The organism is Rhizobacter sp. OV335, assembly GCF_900142965.1.
Taxonomy (GTDB): domain Bacteria; phylum Pseudomonadota; class Gammaproteobacteria; order Burkholderiales; family Burkholderiaceae_C; genus Rhizobacter.
In genome coordinates this window covers 108,142-130,477 of record NZ_FRCQ01000001.1, presented here as the reverse complement: position 1 = coordinate 130,477, position 22,336 = coordinate 108,142, and the positions used below count along the sequence as shown (strand labels likewise).

At 70.5% G+C, this 22,336-nt stretch carries 22 protein-coding genes; 4 read left to right on the top strand and 18 right to left on the bottom strand.

Annotated features, from left to right (window positions below):
- Positions 1–7 precede the first annotated feature (7 nt).
- From BUE42_RS00625 to BUE42_RS00560, 14 genes are all read right to left on the bottom strand, one after another.
- On the bottom strand, positions 8–1,375 hold the full coding sequence (locus tag BUE42_RS00625) for a hypothetical protein (protein ID WP_143171229.1): 1,368 nt from the start codon (positions 1,373–1,375) through the stop codon (positions 8–10).
- Complete coding sequence (locus tag BUE42_RS00620) at positions 1,372–2,721, bottom strand: class I SAM-dependent methyltransferase (RefSeq protein WP_073462166.1); 1,350 nt, start codon at positions 2,719–2,721, stop codon at positions 1,372–1,374. The genes BUE42_RS00625 and BUE42_RS00620 overlap by 4 nt, the downstream gene beginning before the upstream one ends.
- The gene (locus tag BUE42_RS32880; protein ID WP_073462165.1) at positions 2,718–2,909 is read right to left on the bottom strand and encodes a hypothetical protein; all 192 of its coding nucleotides are present in this window, start codon (positions 2,907–2,909) and stop codon (positions 2,718–2,720) included. The genes BUE42_RS00620 and BUE42_RS32880 overlap by 4 nt, the downstream gene beginning before the upstream one ends.
- 65 nt (positions 2,910–2,974) lie before the next feature.
- Complete coding sequence (locus BUE42_RS00610; protein WP_073462164.1) at positions 2,975–4,858, bottom strand: polysaccharide biosynthesis protein; 1,884 nt, start codon at positions 4,856–4,858, stop codon at positions 2,975–2,977.
- Between the two features lie 13 nt (positions 4,859–4,871).
- Entirely contained in the window at positions 4,872–5,468 is a 597-nt protein-coding gene (locus BUE42_RS00605) for a sugar transferase (protein WP_073462163.1), read from the bottom strand.
- Between the two features lie 8 nt (positions 5,469–5,476).
- Positions 5,477–6,640: a DegT/DnrJ/EryC1/StrS family aminotransferase gene (locus BUE42_RS00600; RefSeq protein ID WP_073462162.1), complete on the bottom strand. Its 1,164-nt coding sequence runs from the start codon at positions 6,638–6,640 to the stop codon at positions 5,477–5,479.
- Positions 6,641–6,642: 2 nt separating this feature from the next.
- Positions 6,643–7,329: a class I SAM-dependent methyltransferase gene (locus BUE42_RS00595; protein WP_073462161.1), complete on the bottom strand. Its 687-nt coding sequence runs from the start codon at positions 7,327–7,329 to the stop codon at positions 6,643–6,645.
- Positions 7,326–8,555 (bottom strand): glycosyltransferase family 4 protein, encoded by a 1,230-nt coding sequence (locus BUE42_RS00590; RefSeq protein ID WP_073462160.1) that lies wholly within the window; start codon positions 8,553–8,555, stop codon positions 7,326–7,328. The genes BUE42_RS00595 and BUE42_RS00590 overlap by 4 nt, the downstream gene beginning before the upstream one ends.
- Positions 8,552–9,649 (bottom strand): glycosyltransferase, encoded by a 1,098-nt coding sequence (locus BUE42_RS00585; protein ID WP_073462159.1) that lies wholly within the window; start codon positions 9,647–9,649, stop codon positions 8,552–8,554. Before BUE42_RS00585 ends, BUE42_RS00590 begins: the two co-directional genes overlap by 4 nt.
- Positions 9,646–10,248 (bottom strand): acyltransferase, encoded by a 603-nt coding sequence (locus BUE42_RS00580; RefSeq protein WP_235002002.1) that lies wholly within the window; start codon positions 10,246–10,248, stop codon positions 9,646–9,648. The genes BUE42_RS00585 and BUE42_RS00580 overlap by 4 nt, the downstream gene beginning before the upstream one ends.
- Complete coding sequence (locus tag BUE42_RS00575) at positions 10,245–11,510, bottom strand: lipopolysaccharide biosynthesis protein (RefSeq protein WP_073462158.1); 1,266 nt, start codon at positions 11,508–11,510, stop codon at positions 10,245–10,247. The genes BUE42_RS00580 and BUE42_RS00575 overlap by 4 nt, the downstream gene beginning before the upstream one ends.
- Before the next feature lie 4 nt (positions 11,511–11,514).
- A complete protein-coding gene (locus tag BUE42_RS00570; protein WP_073462157.1) occupies positions 11,515–12,636 on the bottom strand; it encodes a DegT/DnrJ/EryC1/StrS family aminotransferase in 1,122 nt (373 codons plus the stop codon).
- Complete coding sequence (locus BUE42_RS00565) at positions 12,633–13,217, bottom strand: acyltransferase (RefSeq protein ID WP_073462156.1); 585 nt, start codon at positions 13,215–13,217, stop codon at positions 12,633–12,635. The genes BUE42_RS00570 and BUE42_RS00565 overlap by 4 nt, the downstream gene beginning before the upstream one ends.
- Positions 13,214–14,272, bottom strand: a complete 1,059-nt coding sequence (locus BUE42_RS00560) for a Gfo/Idh/MocA family protein (RefSeq protein WP_073462155.1) — start codon at positions 14,270–14,272, stop codon at positions 13,214–13,216. Before BUE42_RS00560 ends, BUE42_RS00565 begins: the two co-directional genes overlap by 4 nt.
- 121 nt (positions 14,273–14,393) lie before the next feature.
- Here BUE42_RS00560 and lysS point away from each other — a divergent pair, with 121 nt between their 5' ends.
- The 4 genes from lysS to BUE42_RS00540 are packed head-to-tail and all read left to right on the top strand — an operon-like array spanning position 14,394 to position 17,812.
- Positions 14,394–15,899: a lysine--tRNA ligase gene (gene lysS / locus BUE42_RS00555; RefSeq protein ID WP_073462154.1), complete on the top strand. Its 1,506-nt coding sequence runs from the start codon at positions 14,394–14,396 to the stop codon at positions 15,897–15,899.
- Between the two features lie 19 nt (positions 15,900–15,918).
- Positions 15,919–16,860, top strand: coding sequence for a hypothetical protein (locus BUE42_RS00550; protein WP_143171226.1), 942 nt, complete (start codon positions 15,919–15,921; stop codon positions 16,858–16,860).
- Positions 16,857–17,072 (top strand): hypothetical protein, encoded by a 216-nt coding sequence (locus BUE42_RS00545; protein ID WP_073462152.1) that lies wholly within the window; start codon positions 16,857–16,859, stop codon positions 17,070–17,072. The genes BUE42_RS00550 and BUE42_RS00545 overlap by 4 nt, the downstream gene beginning before the upstream one ends.
- A 38-nt stretch (positions 17,073–17,110) precedes the next feature.
- A complete protein-coding gene (locus tag BUE42_RS00540; RefSeq protein WP_073462151.1) occupies positions 17,111–17,812 on the top strand; it encodes a class I SAM-dependent methyltransferase in 702 nt (233 codons plus the stop codon).
- 6 nt (positions 17,813–17,818) lie between these two features.
- Here the strand turns inward: BUE42_RS00540 and BUE42_RS00535 are convergent, their stop codons facing one another.
- The 4 genes from BUE42_RS00535 to BUE42_RS00520 all read right to left on the bottom strand — a co-directional run bounded on the left by BUE42_RS00535 (position 17,819) and on the right by BUE42_RS00520 (position 22,327).
- Positions 17,819–18,607 carry an enoyl-CoA hydratase gene (locus tag BUE42_RS00535; RefSeq protein ID WP_073462150.1) on the bottom strand — a complete coding sequence of 263 codons (789 nt, stop codon included), beginning with the start codon at positions 18,605–18,607 and terminating at the stop codon, positions 17,819–17,821.
- Positions 18,608–18,669: 62 nt separating this feature from the next.
- Complete coding sequence (locus BUE42_RS00530; RefSeq protein WP_083613778.1) at positions 18,670–19,797, bottom strand: DUF3108 domain-containing protein; 1,128 nt, start codon at positions 19,795–19,797, stop codon at positions 18,670–18,672.
- Positions 19,782–21,569, bottom strand: coding sequence for a M61 family metallopeptidase (locus BUE42_RS00525; RefSeq protein ID WP_073462148.1), 1,788 nt, complete (start codon positions 21,567–21,569; stop codon positions 19,782–19,784). The genes BUE42_RS00530 and BUE42_RS00525 overlap by 16 nt, the downstream gene beginning before the upstream one ends.
- On the bottom strand, positions 21,566–22,327 hold the full coding sequence (locus tag BUE42_RS00520) for a DsbC family protein (RefSeq protein ID WP_073462147.1): 762 nt from the start codon (positions 22,325–22,327) through the stop codon (positions 21,566–21,568). Before BUE42_RS00520 ends, BUE42_RS00525 begins: the two co-directional genes overlap by 4 nt.
- Positions 22,328–22,336: the final 9 nt, after the last annotated feature.

The following is a 22,336-nucleotide window of genomic DNA, read 5'->3' as shown; positions in this document are numbered from 1 at the left end:
GCTCGCCTCAGTCGGCAAGCCGGAAGATGTCGATGTTCTCGGTGATCGTCGCAAACGCCTTCGGCACCTCGCCCGCCACGATCAGCGGCACCTTGTCGTCGACCATGCTCGGCGGCACCGGGCAACCGCCCTGACGGTACTGGCTGAAGCCGCACCACAGAGCAGGACGCAGCGGGTGGTCCGAGAACACGACGATCGTGAAGCGCCGTTGCGGCTCGCGCGCCGCACGGGCCGCGATGCGATCGATCAGCCGCACCGCACGCGCCAGGTTAGCCTCGTAGTGACTGGCCAGCGTACCCTGCCCGAGTCCGGGGGGATGGGGCAGAGGCACGTGCGCATACAGGAAGCCGCCCTGCTCCCACAACGGAGCACGTTCGATCGCCTGCTCGACGCCCGTCACGAGATCGGACCAGGTGCCACCACCCACCACGCCGCACTGCCGCTCGAAATCGGGACCGACCCAACCGGCCAGCAGCGTCGAGCGGCGCCATATTGCGCAACGCCAGCGCGCCGCATCGAAGAGCGGTGACGCGGGCGACAGGCGCTCGCAGCTGCGCAGGCCCCTGATCGCACAGTACGGCTCGAAGAAGCCGACCACGTCGACGTCGGGCCGGCTGGCGACCACCTTCGAGAAGGCCAGTACCTCGGTGCCGCTGCATATCGTCGCCAGGCCGCAAGGCTTGGCATCGGGAAAGCGCCGGCCGGAAAACATGGCCGGCACCACCTTCGCCGTCCCGTCGCCGACCGGCCGCAATGTCTTCATCACCACCCCACGTCCCGCCTTCGCGAGGGCATCGGCCACCGGTCCGGCCGCGCTCGCATTCAGCTCGTCGAGCAGCAGGAACACCGTGACGTCACGCCCATTCGACGGGCTGCTGTGCGCCTGCGGCCACGAGATCGTCGGTGCGCCGATCGCTGCAACCACCGGCTGGCTGGCGACGAACAGAAACGCGACCGTACTGAGCGCGCGCCGCCATGCCGACCAGCGCCTGTCGTCCGTGCCCAGCACGATCAACGCGCCAATGGCGAACAGCGCGAAAAGGAGACCGTGAACCAGGGTCCGATGGCCTCCGGCCACCGCCATCAGCCAGGCCACCGCCACATCGCCGACACGATCGAGCCACACCGCGAGAGCGATGAAGACGGCAACGCGACCGGCCAGCCGGTGCCGCGCCGGATCGATGTACCGGCCGACCAGGAACAGCACCAGCAGCAGGCTGCTCCAGATCAGGGCCAGGATCAGCGCCCGCGGCAGTTCGGTGAACAGGCGGTAGTACAGCTCCCGCAGGGCGAGCTCGACGGCCACCGATGACAGCACCACCGAGGCGGCAATGACATCCTTGGGGTCGATTCGGGAATGCCGGGAGGTCGTCATTCAGCACCTCGGCGCAGCAAGGCCAGCGTGCGGCCGGCCGGCGCCAGGTCGACTTCCGCCTCGATCCGCAACCCCGCGGCGCGGAACGCGGCACGCTGCCGGTCGACGGAAAACTCTTCCGGCCGGCGCTGGCGCTGGTTGCACAGCGACACCAGCTGCGGATCGGACGCATCGATCAACTCGACGATCAGCGCGTCCCGCGTGCAGCCGGCCGCGAAACGCGCCACCTCCTCCAGCGGCACCGCCGCGCCGATCGCGAGGTGATGCACCAGGGCCAGCATCATCACCAGGTCGAAACGGCCGGCCAGCCGCTGCGCCAGGCCCGGGTGCTCGCCGCCGGCCCAGCCGCGCCCGGCACCGATGTCATCCAGTCGCGCGACGAGCGGGTACAGGCGCGTGCCGGCGGGCGTCTCGCGGTACAGGCGTTCGATGCTGTCGTGATCGGCGTCCAGCGCCACGACCTGCGCTCCGTGCTGCACGGCCATGCGCGAAAACTCGCCGGTGTTGCAGCCCATGTCCAGCACCCAGGCAGGCGCCACGCGCGACAGCCAGTCGGCGACCGTGGCGCGCTTGCGCTGCAGGCTGTCGCCGCCGTAGTGCGGGCGGTCCTGCTCGTAGCCGGCCCAGCCGGCCGCGGCAGCGTCGCGCAACGGCCTTGGCGCGACACCGGCCAGCATCCATTCGAGTGCCGAATGGAGTCCATTGCGGAACGACACGGTGCCGGCAAGTGCTTGTGCGTCCGGCTGCGGCGCGTCGGCCAGTGCCGAATGCCGAGTCGCACCCGAGCCGGATTCACCCAGCAGCAGCGAGCCATAGCGCGTCATGTACAGGCCGCGGCCGAACAGGCGGCGCGCCGTCGGTGCGGCCATGCCGTCGCGCCACATCGTGAACACCTCGTGCGCGCGCAAGCCGCGGCGCCGCGAGGCCAGCAGCGGAAACAGGAAGTGCCGCGCGTACTGGCCCATGGCCCACCACTTGCGCTCGGCCAGCGGCACGAACGACAGCAGGTCGCAGAAGATCGGCTGGCAGCCGTCGAAAAGCACATTCCACGCCGACGCATCCTTCAGGTCGAAGCCTGCGGACACGGCCTCGCGTTGCATCGCCAGCGTCAGCGCCGCCGCATCATGCAATTGCGCATCGCACCATTCGGTGGGCTGGGTCACGAACGGCAGGCGCGGCGACATCAGCGTGGTGTCGTCCTGCCGGTCGAAGGCGACGAGCCGCCGCTCGGCAACCCAACGTGCAGCCAGCGGGGACTGGAGGAAATGATCGGCCGGCAGCGGGCGCACCAACGTGCGCAACACCCGCTCGCCTTCGAAGCGGATGCGGCCCTGCGGGTCTCTCATTTGTGGCGCAACCGCTCGATCAGTCGCTTGATCGCTTGCCACGGACTGCGCACGAACACGATGACCGCCCCGATCGCGGCGATCAGGCCCTGCCACAACAGCATCCCGCTTCCGGGGTCGATGTAGGCGTAGGCAGTGGCGGGCAGACAGCAGACCAGCACGGCCAGGAACAGGAGGCGGTTCTTCACGGCGACGGGGTTTCCTGGAATCGAGCGTTGGATTGTCACAGTTTTGTGACGAGATCCCAAACGGCTCAATCGGGCCGCTTGTATTCGGGCACCAACGCCTGGAGCAAGCGACGGCACTCGGCCGGCGGCGTTGCCGTGGACGTGCTGCCGAGGAAGGCATGCAGCCGCTCCAGCCAGATCCCGCTGGCCGGTTCCTGCAGCTGCGCCACCCGCAACCGTGGGTGTGCCGATGCCAGCGTCGCGTCCGCATCGGCGAGCAATTCCTCGAACAGCTTCTCGCCCGGCCGCAGGCCGCTGAACACGATGCCGATCTCGCCGTCGCGGTGCCCGGACAGCCGGATCAGGTCGCGCGCCAGGTCGACGATGCGCACCGGCTCGCCCATGTCCAGCACGTAGACCTGGCCGCTTTCGGCGAGCGCGGCGGCCTGCAGCACCAGCCGCGCCGCCTCGGGAATGGTCATGAAGTAGCGCGTGATGTCGGGATGGGTGACGGTGACCGGCCCGCCCTTGGCGATCTGCTCCTTGAACTTCGGGATCACGCTGCCGCTCGACCCCAGCACGTTGCCGAAGCGCACGGCCGCGAAGGTCGTCCGCAGCCCCTGGGTCGACAGGTGCGACAGCACCATCTCCGCAGCCCGCTTGCTCGCGCCCATGACATTGGTCGGGTTCACGGCCTTGTCGGTCGAGATCAGCACGAATCGTTCGGCACCGGCCTCGGCCGCTGCGCTGGCGGCCTGAAGCGTTCCCAGCGTGTTGTTGTGCAGCGCCATCCACGCGTTCTCGTCCTCCATCAGCGGCACATGCTTGTACGCCGCGGCATGCAACACCAGCTGCGGCCGCCAGGTGTTGCACGCGTGCCCGATCTGCTCGCGGCTCTTCACGTCGCCGATCAGGCGCACCAGCGGCAGGTGCGGATGCAGCTCGCTGAGCTGCTGCTCGATCTGGTACAGCGCCAGCTCGCTCAACTCGAACAGCACCATGCGGGCCGGACCGTAGCGGGCGACCTGCCGGCACAGTTCCGAGCCGATCGAGCCGCCGGCACCCGTCACCAGCACCGTCTTGCCCGAGATCAAGCCGGCAACGCCCGCTTCATCCAGCAGCACCGGCTCACGGCCGAGCAGGTCCTCCGGTTCGATGTTGCGCACCCGCTCGATGCGCGCGCTGCCGTCCTGCAGTTCGCTGGCCGACGGCACCATCAGCACCGGCAGCCCCGTCGCTGACGCCAGCTCGATGGCGCGGCGGCGCTGGGCCGCCGTGGCGCCGGGCAGCGCCACGATCACGTGCGTCGCGGCGCCGCGGAGCTCTTCGCGTCCCAGGTCCTGCAGCGTGCCAAGCACCGGCACACCGCCGATGCGCGCGCCGCGCTTGGCAGGGTCGTCGTCGAACAGCCCCAACACGATCCAGCCTTGGTGGTGGATCGTCGCGAGGAGCCGCTTGGCCGCCTCGCCGGCGCCGATCACCAGCGCGCGCCGGACCTCGGCATCGCCACCGGTGATCTGCGAGCGCGCGTGCTCATACAGCATGCGGTAGGCCACGCGCACCATGCACAGGCCGATCAGCGACACGAAGGGATGCAGGGCCAGCACCGCCCGCGGCACCTCGGCCAGCTGCGCCATCAGCACCACGGCGGCGCTGAGCATTCCGCTGACCAGGCACGCCAGCGTCAGGCGCTTGACCTCCCCGAAGCCGGAGAACCGCCACATGCCGCGCGGAATCCCAGCCGCCGCGAACACGGCCAGGTAGGCGGCGACCACGAGCGCCATGACCCATCCATCGTAGGAGGGCCGCGCATGCAACCAGCGTTCGAAGCCGAGACGGAACAGGTAGGTGGCGTTCCAGCAGATCGCGACGATCGCGCCGTCGATCAGCAACGACACCGGACGGCGGTACGGGCGCACGCGCGCCAGCGCGAGGTCGAGACGGTGCCAGATGGAAAGATGAGCGCTCATGGGGCAGGCCGGGTCAACCCAGCCACAGGCGGCGCACGGTCCGCGCGATGAGCTGCAAATCGGTCCGCACGGACATGCGGTCGACGTACTCGGCCGCGCTGCGCAACTTCGCCGGCATGACCTGCTCGATGTAGGTGCGCTCCGGATCCGCGGCGCGCGCGAGCAGGTCGCTCTCGTCGCGGAACTCGATGGAGGCGGGGTCGGTGATGCCGGGTCGGACACTGAGCACCTTCTCGCGCAGCGCCGCCGGATAAAGCGCGACATAGCGCGGCACCTCGGGACGCGGCCCGACGAGGCTCATCGTGCCGGCCAGCACGTCGATCAGCTGCGGCAGCTCGTCCAGCTTGTGGCGGCGCAGCACGTGCCCGACCCGGGTGATGCGCGCATCGGCGCCCACCGTGATCTGCGATCCGTGCTCGTGCGGCGCATGCCGCATCGTGCGGAACTTGTGGATGAGAAAGCCCTTCCCCAGCCGCCCGACACGTTCCTGCCGGAAGAACACCGGCCCAGGCGAATCCAGCTTGATCCACGCAGCGATCGCCAGGAAGAACGGAGACAGCACGATCAGCCCGGCGGCCGACAACACCAGGTCGAAGACACGCTTGCCCATCTGCCGGCTCAGGCCACGGTCGCGCGGACCACGTCGGCGACGCGCTTCACGTCGCCATCGGTCATCCGCGTGTACAGCGGCAGGCTCAGCATCTGCTCATACGCCAACTGCGACTTCGGGAACTGCGCCGGTTTCAGGTCGTAGCGATCGCGCCAGTACGGCTGCAGGTGCAGCGGGATGTAGTGCACGCTGCAGCCGATGCCGGCGGCGAACAGGCGTTCGATCAGCACGTCGCGCGACACCTTGGCGTCGTCGGCCAGCCGCAGCACGTACAGGTGCCACGCGTGCTGCTCGCCGGCCGGCGGCTTCGGCGGCAGCAGCACCGGCAAGCCGGCCAGCGCCTCGTCGTAGAGCGCCGCCAGTTCCGTGCGCCGCTGCTGGAACGCACGCGCCCGCTTCAGCTGATGAATGCCCAGCGCCGACGCGATGTCGGTCAGGTTGTACTTGAACCCCGGCGCGACGATCTCGTAGTACCAGCTCGGCACCTTCGCGGTGAAGCGGTCGAACGCATCGCGGCTCATGCCGTGCAGCCGCATCACCTTGATGCGCTTCGCGAGCTCGGCGTCGCGCGTGACGACCATGCCGCCTTCGCCGGTCGTGATGGTCTTGTTGGCGTAGAAGCTGAATACCGTGACGTCGGAATCGAGCGTGCCGACCAGCCGGCCGCCGACCGTCGTCGGCAGCGCGTGCGCCGCATCCTCGACCACCTTCAGTCCGTGCCGCTTCGCCAGCGCCAGCAGCGACTGCATGTCGGCCGCGAGCCCGGCGTAGTGCACCGGCAGGATCGCCTTGGTGCGCGGCGTGATCGCGGCCTCGACCGCGGCGACGTCGATGCACAGCGTGGCCGGATCGATGTCGACCAGCACCACGTCGGCGCCGAGGTAGCGCACCACCTCGGCGGTGGCGGTGAAGGTGTGCGTGGTCGTGATGACCTCGTCGCCCGGGCCGATGCCCAGCGCCTCGAGCGCCAGGTGCAGGCCGGCGGTGGCCGAGTTGACGGCCATCGAGTGCAGGCCCGGGTCGCCGAGGAAGGCGGTGAAGTCTTCCTCGAAGCGCTTGGTCTTCGGGCCGGTCGTGACCCAGCCGGATTTCAGCGTGTCGACGACTTCGGCGATTTCTTCGTCGCCGATCTCGGGCAAGGCGAAGGGGAGGAAGGGCAGGTTGGCAGACATGGTCAGGGCTTGGCAATCCAGGCGAGCACGTGGGTGCGCAACGCCGGCAAGGTGTTGAAGAGAGTGTAGAGCGCAGGGTGCAGCGGCGCGACCGCGCGCGCGATCGGCGGCGCCAGCGTGACGCGCAGCCGGTCGATGCGCCCCTGCGGGAACAAGGCGCGCACGCGCGCCAGCGGCACGCCGCGCACGTCCGGATTGCGCGGGTTGTCGACGGTGAAGTCGTACCACAGCACCGCGCCGCCCGGCTTCACCCAGCGCCACATCGCCTCCGCCAGCCGCTGCTGGAACGCATCGTCGAGCAGCGACGAGAACACGGTGGCGACGAACACCAGGTCTTGCGACGCCTCGGCGATCGGCGCCTGCAGCGCGTCGCCCTCGTGCAGCGCCAGCGCCGCCGGCAGGCAGCGGCGCGCCTCGGCGACGCGATCGGGCAGCAGCTCGATGCCGCTCAGGTGCTCCGGCCGGAAGCCCAGCCGCAGCAGCTCCAGCAGGTTGCCGCCCTGCCCGCAGCCGACCTCCAGCAGGCGCAGCGCCGGCAGCTCGCGCACGCCGTGCCGCGCGAACAGCGTCAGCATCGCGCGCTGCCGCTCGTGCACCGTCTGCCACACCTCGGGGCGCAGCATGCTGTAGCGGTCGCCGACCTGGCGGCGCGCATAGCGTTCGGCGACCCGATCCGGTTCTCGGCTCATGCGTCGCGGCCCTCCTGCATGGCGTCGACGAAGCGGCGCGCCAGCACCGGGTAGCTGTGATGCGCCAGCACGAAGGCGCGGCCGCGCTCGCCCATCGCGCGGCGCGCCTCGGGCCCGACCGCCATCAACTCGTGCAGGCCGCGTACCACCTGCGGCGCATCCTCCGGCGCCACCGTCACGCCGCAGCCGGCCTCGGCCACCGGGTCGTTGCCGGCCTCCACCGAATGCAGCACCGCGCAGCGGGCCATCATGTAGTCCATCAGCTTGTTCGGCGCGATGCCGAAGCGGTAGATCGGCGTGCGCTGCCAGCCGATGTAGGCGATGTCGACCTCGCGCAGCAGCGCCGGGATCTGCGTCTTCGGGATCGGTGCGAACAGCGCGACGTTGTGCAGGCCCTCGGCCGCCACGCGCTGCGCCAGCCGGGCCTTCTCCATGCCGTCGCCGACCAGCACGAAGGCCACCGGCTCGTCGCGCATCAGCGCCGCGGCTTCGAGCAGCACGTCGAGCGCGTTCGGCAGGCCGTGCGAGCCGGCATAGCCGACCACCGCACGGCCCTGCGCCTTCTGCGCCGCGATGTGGGCGGCGAGTGCTGCCTCCAGCGGCACCGGCTCGCCGGCCCAGTCGTCCGGCGAGATGCCGTTCGGCACGATGTGCAGCTTGCGCAGGTCGAGCCCGTGCGCGGCCATGTGCTGCGCCACCTTCGGCAGCATCGAGACGACGCGGTCGGCCATGCGGTACGCATCGTCCTCGGCCTTCTGGCACAGCAGCGCGAACGGATGCCGCGGCGACATGCCCGACAGCTCGATCGGCGACAGCGGCCACAGGTCGTGCACCTCGAACACCAGCGTCGCGCCGGCCCGCCGCGCGATGCGCCGCGCCACCCAGATGTCCATCGGGTAGGTGCTCGACGCGATCACGACGTCGGGCCGGAACTCGTCGACCAGCGCCGCGCTGCGGTGCCAGACCCGCGCCAGGAAGACGGCGATGTTGCGCACCCGGCCGAGCCCGTTGCCCTGGTAGCGCGGCGCGGCGATCCAGTCGTAGTCGATGCCGTCGACCTGCTCGCGGCCCGGTGCCGGCTGGCGCGAGCGCACGTGCGAGACGGTCGCGGCCACGATGCGCACGCGGTGGCCGGCCCGCACCCACTCGCGTGCCAGGTAGTACGGCCGGTACTCCATGCCCAGCGCCGGCGTGCCGGCGTAGTGGTTCAGGTACAGGATGTTCATTGCGCCGGGTCTCCGCGAGTGCCGGGCGCAGACAGCGCCTCCAGCCGGCGCACGTAGGCCGCGACGCTGTCGTCGAACATCGCATGCGCGGCGATCCAGGCGCGCAGGCCGGCCGCCACCTCGTCGGCACGCTCGGCGAGCGGCTGCAGGCGCTGCGATGTGGGCATCTCGCCATCGGCCAGCACGATGCCGTTGCGACCATCCTGCACCAGCTCGCGGTTCGCCGGCAGGTCCGACAGCAGCGGGACGCAGCCGTGGGCCATCGCCTCCAGCACCGAAACCGACACCGAATCGCTGAGCGGCAGGCTGAGGTACCAGCGCGCGCGGCCGTACCACTGCGCTTGCGTCGCCGCGTCGAGCCGGCCGACGAACTGCACGCGCCCGGCGAGGTCGGGCCGGGCCGCGCGCGCCTCCAGCGCAGCGCGCAGCGAACCGTCGTTGGCGACGACCAGGCGCGCCGCGGGCCGGTCGGCGGCGAGCGCCGCGAACACATCGAGCACGCGCTCCGGCGCATAGATCGCTTCCAGCCCGCGGTTCGCGAAGAACAGCTCCGGCTCCTTGGTCGCCGCGACCGGCGGCATCGCCTCGAGCCCGAACGGAAACACCATCACCTCGCCGGCGCCGAGCGCGCGCATGCGCTCGGCCATGTGGGCCGAGTCGCTGGTGGTGAGGCTGCAGGCGGCCAGCACGCGTCGCGTCAGCCAGCGCATCGGCGCACTGCGCACCGGCGCGACCAGGATGTCCGAGCCCCAGGCCGAGCCGGCGATGCGCGCCCGCACGCCGCCCAGCCGCAGCGCCAGCCACGCCAGCGTGCCGTGCGAGCTGAGGTAATGCGGCGCCAGCCAGTCCGGCCCGATCGCGCGCAGCCAGCGGACCACCCGCGGCAGCTGGCGCAGCAGGCCGATGTTGCCGCCGGCGAAGTTCGGCCGCGTGTCCAGCGCCAGCCGCCGCGCGGTCGGCAGCACGGCATCGAAGCCGGCATCGAAACCGCGGCTCGACACCGCCCACAGCTCGACCCGGCCGTGCAGCGCGCGCGCCCACTTCAGCAGGTGCGGGCTCTGGCCGTCGCCGATCAACACCAGCTTCAGCGTCATCGCGGCGGGACCTCGCCGGCCCAGGCCTCGTACAGCGGCCGCAGCGACGGGTAGCGGTCCAGCAGGCGCGCGTCGGCACGCCGCGTATCGCCGACGACGCGCGCCGGCCGGCCTTCGAGCACCGCGAAGTCCGGGTACTCGCCGCGCACGAAGCTGCCGGCGCACACCAGCGTGCCGCGGCCCAGCCGCGTGTTGGCTTCGATCAGGCTGTGCGGGCCGATGAACGAATAGGCACCGATCTCGATCGGCCCGGCGATCCAGCCCGGCCGCGGCTGCGCGGCCGGCCAGTTGGTGTAGCCGTCGCCGAGCAGGCGCTGCGAGCGGTGCGATGCATGCGTCACCAGGCTGCAGTGGCTGGTCACCTGCACGCCGTCGCCCAGCGTGATGCCGCCGCTGGCCTCGATGAAGTTGAACGGCCCGATGTAGACGTGGTCGCCCAGCACCAACCGCTCTTCGTGCTCGATGCAGCTGGCCGGCGAGAGCCGGGTGTTCGCCAGCAGCCGGCCGCCCGAGCGCTCGCCGAACACGATGCGGTACATCAGCAGCCGGGCCACGCGGCGGCGCCAGCGGTTCAGGGTTGCTCGCAGCAGGTTCTTCATCGTGTCGCCGAAGGGTTGGCCGGCACCATGGCGTCCGCGCCGGCCGGCATCGGCCAGCGCGCCAGGCACCAGAAATAAATGCCGAAGTAGCCGGCCATCGCCGCCGACACCGCCCAGCCGGCGCCGGCCAGATCGCCCAGCGCCAGCCCGGCGGCCAGTGCGGCGACGAAGGCCACCTGCCCCACCAGCGCGAGCTTCAGCGCCCAGGCCTGGGCCCGCCACGCCATCGTCACCACCGCCAGCGGGCTGGCGACGAAATGCAGGCCGACGTAGAGCGCAAGCGCGCGGGCCAGCACGCCGGCCTCGCGCCAGGCCGGGCCGAACGCGGCCTCGAAGGCCCACGGACCGGCGAGCCACAGCAGCAGCACCAGCGGCGCGGCCAGCAGCGCCAGCAGGCCCATCACGCGGCGCACCGCGTGGCGGGCTTCGGGCGTGGCGCCGGCCGCGGCGAGCTTCGGGTACAGCGCCTGCGACACCGCGCTGCCGACCAGCGTGGCCGGTGCCTTCAGGTAGCGCAGCGCCAGGCCCCAGAAGCCGGCTTCGGCCGGGCCGAGGACGGCGGCGATCAGCACCAGGCTCAGCGTGTCCTGCAGCGCGCCGGCAAACGCATGCGGCGTGTTCAGCAGCGGAAAGGCCCGGTGCCGGCGCGCCACCTCGGCCAGCGCCGGTGCCTGCGGCAGCGCGCCACGCCACGGCAGGCGCAGCACCGCGGTGGCCACGGCGGCGGCGGCGATCGGCGCGACGATCAGGCCGGTCAGCCCGGCCCCGGCCAGCCCGGCCAGCACTTGCGCCGCCGCGGCGCCGCCGTACTGCAGCACGCGGGCCGCGGCCAGCGCGCGAAAACGCTGCGCCCGCGTGGCCCACAGCGTCGCCAGCGACACCGCGCCGGCCGCCGCCACCGCCAGCGGCAGCCACGCGACCCAGGCGCCGGCGCCGGCCAGCACCCAGCCGACGGCGCCCAGCGCAGCGAGTGCGGTCGTGCCGGCCAGCAGGCGCAGCGCGACCCGGCGCAGCGCATCGGCCTCGCCGTCGTCGGCCGCCATCGGCAGCGCAAATTCATAGCGGCCACAGGCGACGACGCCGAGGTTGGCGGCGACCGCGGCGAACAGGTGGTAGTGGCCGAACTCGGCCGGCGCGAACAGCCGCGTCAGCAACGGCCCGAGCAGCAGCGGCAAGGCCTGCGCCAGCGCGCCGCCGGCGGCCAGCGTCAGGCTCGCCCGCAGCAGGCCGCGCGTCGGCGAAGGCAGCGGCGCGTCGGCCATGCCGTCAGCGGCGCGCAGCGACGGCCAACGCGCCGATCACGCGGTCCTGGTCGGCGGCGCTGAGGTCGGCGCTCATCGGCAGGCTGAGGCAGCGCTCGGCGACCTGGTCGGCCTGCGGGCAGCCGCCGGCCGGCGCATGGGCCGCATAGGCCGGCTGGCGGTGCACCGGGCGCGGATAGTGCACGGCGGTCGGGATGCCTTGCGCGATGAGGGATGCCTGCACGGCCGGGCGGTCGTCGACGAACACGGTGTACTGCGCGAAGACGCTGGTGCGGCCGGGCCGCTGCGCGACCACCGGCAGCCGGCCGGCCAACAGCTCGTTGTAGCGCGCGCCGATCGCGAGGCGCCGCTCGATCTCCCAGTCGAAGCGCTCGAGCTTGGCCAGCACGATCGCGCACTGCAGCGTGTCCATGCGGCCGCCGACGCCGACGCGGGTGTGCGTGTAGCGCGCGCTCTGGCCGTGCACGCGGATCTCGCGGCAGGCCTGCGCGAGGCGGTCGTCGCTGGTGAAGATCGCGCCGCCGTCGCCGTAGCAGCCGAGCGGCTTGCTCGGGAAAAAGCTGGTGCAGCCGAAGGTGCTCAGGTTGCAGCTCTTGCGCGACTTGCCATCGGGGCCTGCGTAGTCGGCCCCGAAGCTCTGCGCCGCGTCCTCGATCACCGGCAGGCCGTGGCGCTGCGCGATCGCGTTGATCTCGTCCATGTCGGCCGCCTGACCGTACAGGCTCACCGGCATGATCGCGCGGGTGCGCGGCGTGATCTTCGCCTCGAGCTGCGAGACGTCGATGTTGCAGGTGTCGGGCTCGATGTCGACAAACACCGGCACGCCGCCGAGCAGCACGATCATCTCGGCGGTGGCCGCGAAGGTGAACGCCGTCGTGACGACCTCGTCGCCCGGCTTCAGGTCGAGCGCCATCAGCGCGATCAGCAGCGCTTCGGTGCCACTGGCCACGGTGATGCAGTGGCGCGCGCCGGTGTACGCGGCGAGCCGCTCCTCGAGCTCGGCGACCTCGGGCCCCATGATGTACTGGCCGTGGTCGAGCACGCGCTGCATGCGCTCGGCGATCGGACCCTTCAGCGCGGCGTACTGCGTCTTCAGGTCGACGAAATCGAGCTTGGGGTTGCTCATGCCTGGACTTCCTCTGCAGGTTGGCACACGCCGTTGCGCAGCACGTAGCGCTCGCCGGTGGCGGGGCAGGCGGCTTCGCCGTCGCCGCTCAACGGCAGGGCGAGCCGCTCGCCGTGCCGGCTCATCCAGCCGGCCTGGCGCGCCGGCACGCCGACCATCAGCGCGAAATCCGGCACGTCGCGGTGAACCACCGCCCCGGCGCCGATGAACGCATAGCGGCCCACCGTGTGCCCGCAGACGATGGTGCAGTTGGCACCCAGCGTCGCGCCCTGGCGCACCAGCGTGCGGCGGTATTCGTTCTTGCGCGTGACCGCCGAGCGCGGGTTGTAGACGTTGGTGAAGACCATGCTCGGGCCGCAGAACACGTCGTCTTCGAGCGTCACCGCGTCGTAGACCGACACGTTGTTCTGGATCTTGACGTTGTGGCCGATGCGCACGTCGTTGCCGACGTAGACGCCCTGGCCCAGCGAGCAGCCGTCGCCGATGCGGGCGCCGGCGCACACATGGGCGAAGTGCCAGACGCGGGTGCCGGCACCGAGCTGGGCGCCCTCGTCGACGATGGCGGAGGAGTGAATCATCAAAACACCAGCGGCAAGCCGACCCGCACGCCGTCGCGCGCCGAGCGGTAGCCGGCGATCAGCACCTCGAGCGAGCGCAGGCCCTCGTAGCCGTCGACCTCGGCATGCGCCTCGCCGCGCAGCGTGTTGATCACGTTGTCGTAGTACAGCGGGTGGCCGGGGCCGTAGACCGAGGTGATGCCGTAGCTGGCGTCGGCCACCTTGGCGTCGTCCTCGTGCGGCGTGTCGAATTCCCAGTGCTCGATCTTGTTGACGGCGACACCGCCGACCCGCACCGTGCCGCGCTCGCCGAGCAGCGTGATGCTTCCTTCGAAGTTCTTGTTGTGCGTCAGCATCGTCACGTTGATCGACGCCAGCGCGCCGTTGCGCAGCCGCAGGCTCATCACGCCGGTGTCTTCGGCCTCGATGTTGCGCGACAGCGTCGCGGTGTAGGCGTGCACGTTGTCGACCGGGCCGACCAGCCAGTCGACCATGTCGACGTAGTGGCTGGCCTGGTTCATGAAGGCGCCGCCGTCCATGTCCCAGCGGCCGCGCCACGGCGCCGCATCGTAGTAAGCCTGCGGCCGGGTCCAGAACACGTTGACGGCCACCATCGCCAGCTTGCCGAAGCGGCCCTGATCGACCGCGCGCTTGACCAGCTGCAGCGTCGCGTTGAGCCGGTTCTGCTTGACGACGAACAGCTTGACGCCGGCATCCCGGCAGGCCCGCACCATCGCGACGCCCTCGTCCCACTTGGTGGCCATCGGCTTCTCGCTGAGCACGTGGCGGCCGGCCTGCGCGACCTTGATCGCCTGGCGCGGGTGCAGGCCGCTGGGCGTGGCCAGCACGACCAGGTCGGCATCGCTGCCCGCCAGCAGCGCGTCGAGCGACGCGAAGCCCTGGGCGCCGGTCAGCGCGACCGCCTTGGCCAGCAGCTCGGGCTGGTTGTCGCAGACCGCCACCCATTCGGCGCGGTCGGCATGCTGCTTCAGCGCGGCGAAGTGGTTCTGGGCGATGCGCCCGCAGCCCACCAGCGCCAGGCGCAGCTTGCGGTCACGGATGATGGAGGGTGTCGGCATGGGGTCTCGAAGTCAGGTGCCCGGCGGGGCAAACGGGCGATTTTATTCGGCCAGGGGCGCCCCGGCCGGGGAATCCCGGGCCGTCCGCCTAAAATTGCGGCGCATTTCCAGAGCCCCCACAATGACCCAGACCACCCCGCCCCAGCCGCCCGACGACGAAAACAAGCTGATCGCCGAACGCCGCGAGAAGCTGTCCGCGATCCGCCAGCAGGGCGTCGCGTTCCCGAACGACTTCAAGCCGAAGCACCATGCGCTCGACCTGGTCCGCAAGTATGGCGAACTGCCGAACGAGGAGCTGGAGCCGCAGGGCATCGTCGTCAGCCTGGGCGGGCGGATGATGCTCAAGCGGATGATGGGCAAGGCCAGCTTCGCGACGCTGCAGGATTCGACCGGCCGGCTGCAGCTGTTCGTCACGAAGGACGCGCTGGGCGACGAGGTCTACGCCGCGTTCAAGCACTGGGACCTGGGCGACATCCTCGGCGCCGAGGGCACGCTGTTCCGCACCAAGACCGGCGAGCTGTCGGTGCGCGTGACCACGCTGCGCCTGCTGACCAAGAGCCTGCGCCCGCTGCCGGACAAGTTCCACGGCATGGCCGACCAGGAGCAGAAGTACCGCCAGCGCTACGTCGACCTGATCACCGATGAAGAGGCGCGCAAGCGCTTCGTCGCGCGCAGCAAGGCGCTCGGCTCGATCCGGCACTTCATGCTCGAGCACGGCTTCATGGAGGTCGAGACGCCGATGCTGCACCCGATCCCGGGCGGCGCGAACGCCAAGCCCTTCGTCACGCACCACAACGCGCTCGACCAGGAGATGTTCCTGCGCATCGCGCCCGAGCTGTACCTGAAGCGGCTGGTGGTCGGCGGCTTCGAGCGGGTGTTCGAGGTGAACCGCAACTTCCGCAACGAAGGCATCTCGGTGCGCCACAACCCCGAGTTCACGATGATGGAGTTCTATGCGGCTTGGTGGAACCACCATGACGTGATGGACTTCACCGAGCAGGTGCTGCGCCACGCCGCGCGCCAGGCGACCGGCTCGGCCAGCCTCAGCTACGCCGGCAAGCCGGTCGATCTCGACAAGCCGTTCACGCGGCTGACGGTGCGCGATTCGCTGGTGGTGCATGCCGGGCTGAGCGAGGCCGAGGCGGGCGATGCCGAGGTGCTGCGCGCGAAGCTGAAGGCGCTCGGCGACGAAGCGCCGGCGCACTGGAAGCTGCCGGAGCTGCAGTTCGGCCTGTTCGAGGCTGCGGTCGAAGAGAAGCTGTGGCACCCGACCTTCATCATCGACTACCCGGTCGAGGTGTCGCCGCTGGCCCGCGCCTCGGATGCCAACCCCGGCGTCGCCGAGCGCTTCGAGCTCTTCATGACCGGCCGCGAGTACGCGAACGGCTTCTCGGAGCTGAACGATGCCGAGGACCAGGCGGCGCGCTTCCACGCGCAGGCGGCCAACAAGGAGGCCGGCGACGAGGAGGCGATGTTCTACGACGCCGATTTCATCCGCGCGCTCGAATACGGCATGCCCCCGACCGGCGGCTGCGGCATCGGCATCGACCGGCTGATGATGCTGATCACCGACAGCCCGAGCATTCGCGACGTGATCCTGTTCCCGTCGCTGCGCAAGGAAGGCTGAACCCCACCAGGAGCACCCCATGCCCGGCTACCGCATCCCAGGACCTCAGTGCGTGACCAGCGGCGAGGTGCCCGACAGCGGCACCACCACCCTCACGCGCATGCCGGCGCCGAGGCCGCTCGATGCCGGCGGTTCGAAGGGGCTGGATGCCACAGGTCGCATCGCCGAGGCCATCCAGCGCGCGATCCGCTCGCTGCCGACCGAAGTGGGGGGCCACCTGAGTGCACTGCTGACGCCCGGCACGCTGGCCATGCTGGCCGGGGTGCTCGTGGTCTGGGCGGGCTCGCATGCCTTCGGCGTCGGCGAAGTCGTCGACGTGCTGCTGCTGGCGACCGGCTTCATCTTCCTCGGGCGCGAGGCGGTCGAAGCGGTCGAGCACCTGGTGTCGTTCGCGAAGCTGGCATTGAATGCGCAATCGGACAACGACCTGACGCTGGCCGGCTCGCACCTCGCGCGGGCCGTCACCATCATCGGCGTCGATGCGGTGCTCGCGCTGCTGACGCGCGGTGGCGTCAAGCTGAACAGGGGCCGCTACCGGCCGCAGGTGAAGGGTGACGCCTCGCTGGCGGCGGGCGAAGGGTGGACCACCAAATTCGGCGACATCACCTACTCGACGGCCGGTTCGGCAACCGACCGGGCGCTGGTGCTCCATCACGAAAAGGTGCATTCGCTGCTGTCGCCGAAGTTGATGCCGCTGCGCGAGTTGCGCGCCGACCTCGGCATGGCCGGGTACCAGCGCTCGTCCTTCCTGCGCTACCTTGAAGAAGCGATGGCCGAGAGCTACGCCCAGTTGCGCGTGAACGGCATCAAGGGCTTGCCGGCCGGGCTGCGATTTCCGATCGCCAACGGCTATGTGACGCTGCGCGCCGTGCTGACCGAGGTGGCCGTCGGCGCGACGGTGATGACCATCACGGTCGCCGGCATCGTGTACGTCGTCGACTTCGTGGAGAGCCAGCCGTGACGAGCGACGAAGCGCTGGCCATCGCTCGCCGGATTGCCACCGAGCGCGGCTGGGCATTTCTCGATCCGGTCAGCGTTCGCAAGCGCCGCCCGTGGTTCGAGAAACCTCGCTGGCAGGTCATGTCCAACCACGAGTCTCGTGGCATGAACGTGCTGATCGAGATCGACGACAGGACAGGCGAAATTCTTCACCAGGCCTTCCTGCCACGCTGAACCCGCAAGGGGTTTTTCGCCGGCACCTACACTGCCGGATGCCTGGATATCTGGTCAAGCACGAGGACATCGCCATCGACGGCGCGGCCGACCTGCACATTCGCTCGTTGCTGGACCGCCAGCAGTTCTCCGATCCCCACGACCTCGCCCTCCAGCAGGGCATCTCGTCGGCGGCCTGGCCGCTGTTCGGGCTGCTGTGGCCCTCGGGCCTGCAGCTCGCGGCGCGCATGGCGGTGCGCACGATGGTGCCGCACGAACGCATCCTCGAGATCGGCTGCGGCCTCGCGCTCGCGAGCCTGGTCAGCCACCGCCGCGGCAGCGACGTCACCGCGAGCGATTGCCACCCGCTCGCCGCCGGCTTCCTCGCCGAGAACCTGCGGCTCAACGGCCTGCTGCCGATGGACTACCGCCACGGGCAGTGGTCCGAATCGGCGGCCGACCTGTTGCCACCGGTGGCGCAGGACCAGCAGACCCTCACCGGCCGCTTCAACCTGCTGATCGGCAGCGACATCCTCTATGAGCGCGATGACGGCGGCCTGCTCGCCGGCTTCATCGGCCGCCACATCGCGGCCCGCGCCGAGGTCTGGATCGTCGACCCGAACCGCGGCAACCGCGCCAAGTTCAGCAAGCAGATGGCGGGGATGGGGTTCTCGCTGCAGGAAGAGCGGCTGCAGCAGGTCGCCGATGCAACGCACGCGGCGTACAAGGGGCGCCTGCTGGTGTACCGCAACTTCGACTGAACGCCCTCAGCGGTGCTTGAAGACCGGCTTGCGCTTGTTGACGAACGCGTCCATGCCTTCCTTCTGGTCCTCGGTCGCGAACAGCGCATGGAACATGCGGCGCTCGAACTGGATGCCCTCGGACAACGGGCCTTCGTAAGCGCGGTTCACCGCCTCCTTGGCCATCATCACGCTCGGCCCGCCGAACTCGCAGATCGCCTGCGCCGCCGCCAGCGTCACGCTCAGCAGCTCGGCCGCCGGCACCGCGCGCGACACCAGGCCCGCGCGCTCGGCCTCGGCGGCGTCCATCATGCGGCCGGTCAGCACCATGTCCATCGCCTTCGCCTTGCCGATCGCCCGCGGCAGGCGCTGCGTGCCGCCGGCGCCGGGGATGATGCCGAGCTTGATCTCGGGCTGGCCGAACTTCGCGGTGTCGGCCGCGATGATGAAGTCGCACATCATCGCGAGCTCGCAGCCGCCGCCCAGCGCGAAGCCGCTGACCGCGGCGATCACCGGCTTGCGCACGCTGCGGATGGTCTCCCAGTTGCGCGTGATGTAGTCGCTCTTGTAGACGTCCATGAAGTTCCAGCCCGCCATCGCGCCGATGTCGGCGCCGGCCGCGAAGGCCTTCTCGCTGCCGGTGACCACCATGCAGCCGATCGACTCGTCGGCATCGAAGGCCTTCAGCGCCGTGCCCAGCTCGTTCATCAGCGTGTCGTTCAGCGCGTTCAGCTGCTTCGGCCGGCTCAGCGTGACGACGCCGATGCGCAGCGGGCCGCTGCCCTGGACGTCGGTGAGGATGCATTCGTAGCTCATGGTGTCCCCTTCGGTGTGATGTTCCGGCACGAGTGTAGGCACGTCTCGCCGCCAGAGCGCGCTCACGACGCGGCCAGCTCCGGCTTGCGCTTGATCATCAGATCGACCCAGGTGTCCGCGTCCTGGTGGATGCGGATGCGCAGCGGCAGGTAGCGCATGCTCGGCGCGATCCACATTTCGGGGATCAGGTCGCCGCCGCGCGGCTGCCGGCGCGGCTTCACGCGGAAGGCCTGCACCTCGCCGAACGTCGTGTACAGCGTCTCCTCCTCCAGCACGTCGTAGGTCCACGGCTCGACGCGGTACGGCAGCGCCAGCGGGATCTCGACGCTCTCGCCGGTGCGCAGCTTCTGCGGCTGGGTCGTGAACAGCCAGGTCAGCTGCACGAACTGGCTCGCGGTGTCCTGCACGCCCGGCCAGCGGATGCGGCGCTGCCCGTTGGCCAGCACCACTGCATCGGGCAGCAGCTGCATCGCCACGCGCTGGTCGTCGCGCAGCATCACGTGCGTCAGCTGGTCGTAGCGCGTCGGGTACAGGCCGTCGGCGGTCAGCTGGCCTTCGCTGCTCAAGCGGCGCGAGGCGGTCGGCGCGAACGACAGCCCGATGATCACGTCGACGTTCACCTGGTAGCGGTTGCCGTCGCGGATCCACTCGACCTGCGCCTCGCCGTCGACGTGGCCGCGGAAGTTGCCGGTCAGCACGTAGCTGAGGCGGGTCGAGCCGGGCCATTCGAACGCGGCCGGGGCGGACGCCGCGTTGTCGACGGCGACCGGCGATGGTTCAGGCGTCGGCGCGGAGGCCGCAGCATCGGGTGTCGAGGCGGCGGGCTCAACTGCGGCGACGACGACGTCGGGAACCGGTTCGGACGCGGCGGGCTCGGCCGGCACCGCCGACGCGGCCGCTTCGGAGGGCGGTACGGCCTCAGGCGACGCGACGGCCGCGCGTGCCACCCGCTTCGGCGGCGGCGGTGGTTTGGGCACGGCCGCGATCACGACCGGCGCCGTCGGCTGCAACTCGCGCACATACGCGACCTGCAGGCGCTGCGGCATCGGCACCACCGAGAACGCACCCATGCGATCGGCCAGTTGGCGCGTCACGCAACCGTGCACCCCCAGCACGCCGAGCACCAGCGCCAGCAGCGCCGCGCGGCGTCGGGGCGTCGCGCGCAAACGTCCGGTCAGCCGCGCATCCATGCCTGCCGCAGGGACTGCGCGGCGGTGGCGGCGGGGTTGTCGGCGGGCGCCGGTGCAGGAGACAGCGCGACTGCACCGCTGTCGGCCGCCGCAGCCGCCACGAGCGGCAGGTGCAGCAGGCGCTGGTCGCGCGACACCAGCAGCGTCGCGCTGCCGTCTTCCGGCAGCAGGCGCAGCAGCTCGTCGAGCCGGCGCAGGCGCCAGTCGTCGACGCCCAGCAGCTCGTCGCCGGCCGCCAGCCCGGCGGCTTCGGCCGCACCGCCCCGCAGCACGTGGCTCACCTTGATGCCGGTCAGCGCGCTCTCCGACACCCGCAGGCCCAGCCGCTGCACCAGCGTCGGCGCCTGCTGCGTCCAGCTGACGCCGGCGCGCTGCAGCAACTCCTTCAGCGGCAGGTCGCCGGTGCCGTGCACCCAGGCCTGCAGCTCCTTCGCCATCGAGCGGCCGCCCACCTCGTGCAGCACGGCCGCGATGTCGTCCTGCGAGATCGGCCCGCCGTCGCTGCGGGCCCACAGGCCGCGCATCACGTCGTCGAGCGTGCCCTGGCCGCGCGTGCGCAGCGTCAGGTCGAGCGCGAGCGCGACCAGCGAGCCCTTGGCGTAGTAGCTGATCGTCGCGTTCGGCGTGTTCTCGTCGCCGCGGTAGTACTTGACCCAGGCATCGAAGCTCGACTGCGCGACGCTTTGCACCTGGCGGCCCGGCGCGGCCAGCACGCCGGTCACCGTCTTGGCCAGCAGCTTCAGGTAGCGCGCGTCGTCGATCAGGCCGGCGCGCAGCAGCAGCAGGTCGTCGTAGTACGAGGTGAAGCCCTCGAAGAACCACAGCAGCTCGGTGTAGTTCTCCTGCGTGTAGTCGTAGCGGGCGAACTCGGCCGGCCGCAGGCGCTTGACGTTCCAGGTGTGGAAATACTCGTGGCTGATCAGGCCGAGCAGCGTGACGTAGCCCTCGCTCAGCTCGGCACGCGCCTCGGTTTTCGCCGGGGCCGGCGTGCGCTGCGGCAGGTCGCGCCGCGCGGCGATCAGCGCGGTGCTGGCCCGGTGCTCCAGCCCGCCGTAGCCGTCGTCCACCGCGTTCAGCATGAACACGTAGCGCTTGAAATGCGGCTTCTTGCGGCCGTGCCAGAACGCGATCTCGGCCTCGCAGATGCGGCGCGCATCGGCGAGCAGGCGTTCGCCGTCGAAGTCGGGCAGCGCGCCGGCCACGATGAACTCGTGCGGCACGCCGGCCGCCTTGAACTCGCCGCGCCAGAAATCGCCCAGCTCGACCGGGTGGTCGACCAGCTCGTCGTAGTCGGCCGCCCGGTACAGCCCCTGGCCGCGTGCATCGGTCTTGAGCGCCGGCAGCGCGGTGCCGACACGCCAGCCCTTCGGCAACCCGCGCATCTCGACGGCCTGCGGCTCGGCCTCGCGCCCTGCGACCCGCAGGAACACGCTGGTGCCGTTGAAGAAACCGCGCCGCGCATCGAGGAAGGCGGTGCGCACCGAGGTGTCGAACGCGTAGACGAGGTAGCTGACGGTCAGCGCGCCGCGACCGTCGCAGGCGGCCAGCCAGGTGGCCTTGTCCAGCTGCTGCAGCGCGATCTCGCGCGAGCCCTGGCGCGCCTGCAGCTGCGAGAGGTGGCGTGCGAACTCGCGCACCAGGTAGCTGCCGGGAATCCACGCCGGCAGGCTCAGGCGCTGCTGCGCCGCCGGCTGCGGTACGGTGAGCGTGACGCGGAACTGGTGCGCGTGGGCATCGGCGATCTCGATGCGGTGGAGAATCGACGAGGTCACTTGGCGATGGTCGTGGTGGCGGTGGTGTTGGTGCTCGCGATCAGTTGCTTCTCGATCTGCTCGAGCGGCATCGCGCCGGGGAAGCGCGTGCCGTCAGCGAACACCAGCGCCGGCGTGCCGTTGATGCGGTATTTCTTGCCCATCGCGAGGTTGCGATCGAACGGCGTCTCGCAGTTGCCCATCGAACGCGGCGGTTGCTCGCTGCGCAGCATCCAGCCGAGCCAGGTCTTGCTCGGCTCCTTCGAGCACCAGATGTCGCGCGACTTCTGCGGCGAATCACCGCCGAGGATCGGGTACAGGAAGGTGTAGACGGTGACGTCCTTGATCTTCTGCAGGTCGGCCTCGAAGCGGCGGCAGTAGCCGCAGTTCGGGTCGGCGAAGACGGCGATGCGGCGCGCGCCGGTGCCGTTCTTCCAGACCATCGCGTCCTTCAGCGGCAGCGTCGCGAAGTCGATCGCGGTCAGCTTGTTGATGCGCGCCTCGGTCAGGTTGGTGCGCGCCTTGGTGTCGATCAGCGCGCCTTCGATCAGGTAGTTGCCCTGCTCGTCGGTGTAGAGGATCTCGGTGCCCATGCGCACTTCGTAGACGCCCGGGATCGGCGTCTTGCCGACCTCGTCGATCTTCGGCAGGTTGGTCAGGCGCTCGGCGAGGTTCTTGCGGATCTGCGCCTCGTCGGCGTGGACCAGCGGGGACAGCAGCAGCGCGGCCACGGCAATCGGGACGGCGAGGCAGGAACGGATCAGCGGGATGCGCAGCATGGCGGGGCC

What these genes read in the sequence shown, in the direction of transcription:
- BUE42_RS00585 (WP_073462159.1), bottom strand. Translation starts at nt 9,649, where the DNA reads ATGACGCTGAAGCTGGTGTTGATCGGCGACGGCCAGAGCCCGCACCTG.
- BUE42_RS00520 (WP_073462147.1), bottom strand. Translation starts at nt 22,327, where the DNA reads ATGCTGCGCATCCCGCTGATCCGTTCCTGCCTCGCCGTCCCGATTGCC.
- BUE42_RS00600 (WP_073462162.1), bottom strand. Translation starts at nt 6,640, where the DNA reads ATGTCTGCCAACCTGCCCTTCCTCCCCTTCGCCTTGCCCGAGATCGGC.
- BUE42_RS00560 (WP_073462155.1), bottom strand. Translation starts at nt 14,272, where the DNA reads ATGCCGACACCCTCCATCATCCGTGACCGCAAGCTGCGCCTGGCGCTG.
- BUE42_RS00570 (WP_073462157.1), bottom strand. Translation starts at nt 12,636, where the DNA reads ATGAGCAACCCCAAGCTCGATTTCGTCGACCTGAAGACGCAGTACGCC.
- BUE42_RS00625 (WP_143171229.1), bottom strand. Translation starts at nt 1,375, where the DNA reads ATGACGACCTCCCGGCATTCCCGAATCGACCCCAAGGATGTCATTGCC.
- BUE42_RS00540 (WP_073462151.1), top strand. Translation starts at nt 17,111, where the DNA reads ATGCCTGGATATCTGGTCAAGCACGAGGACATCGCCATCGACGGCGCG.
- BUE42_RS00530 (WP_083613778.1), bottom strand. Translation starts at nt 19,797, where the DNA reads ATGGATGCGCGGCTGACCGGACGTTTGCGCGCGACGCCCCGACGCCGC.
- BUE42_RS00595 (WP_073462161.1), bottom strand. Translation starts at nt 7,329, where the DNA reads ATGAGCCGAGAACCGGATCGGGTCGCCGAACGCTATGCGCGCCGCCAG.
- BUE42_RS00535 (WP_073462150.1), bottom strand. Translation starts at nt 18,607, where the DNA reads ATGAGCTACGAATGCATCCTCACCGACGTCCAGGGCAGCGGCCCGCTG.
- BUE42_RS00620 (WP_073462166.1), bottom strand. Translation starts at nt 2,721, where the DNA reads ATGAGAGACCCGCAGGGCCGCATCCGCTTCGAAGGCGAGCGGGTGTTG.
- lysS (WP_073462154.1), top strand. Translation starts at nt 14,394, where the DNA reads ATGACCCAGACCACCCCGCCCCAGCCGCCCGACGACGAAAACAAGCTG.
- BUE42_RS00610 (WP_073462164.1), bottom strand. Translation starts at nt 4,858, where the DNA reads ATGAGCGCTCATCTTTCCATCTGGCACCGTCTCGACCTCGCGCTGGCG.
- BUE42_RS00580 (WP_235002002.1), bottom strand. Translation starts at nt 10,248, where the DNA reads ATGAAGAACCTGCTGCGAGCAACCCTGAACCGCTGGCGCCGCCGCGTG.
- BUE42_RS00550 (WP_143171226.1), top strand. Translation starts at nt 15,919, where the DNA reads ATGCCCGGCTACCGCATCCCAGGACCTCAGTGCGTGACCAGCGGCGAG.
- BUE42_RS00590 (WP_073462160.1), bottom strand. Translation starts at nt 8,555, where the DNA reads ATGAACATCCTGTACCTGAACCACTACGCCGGCACGCCGGCGCTGGGC.
- BUE42_RS00575 (WP_073462158.1), bottom strand. Translation starts at nt 11,510, where the DNA reads ATGGCCGACGCGCCGCTGCCTTCGCCGACGCGCGGCCTGCTGCGGGCG.
- BUE42_RS00605 (WP_073462163.1), bottom strand. Translation starts at nt 5,468, where the DNA reads ATGGGCAAGCGTGTCTTCGACCTGGTGTTGTCGGCCGCCGGGCTGATC.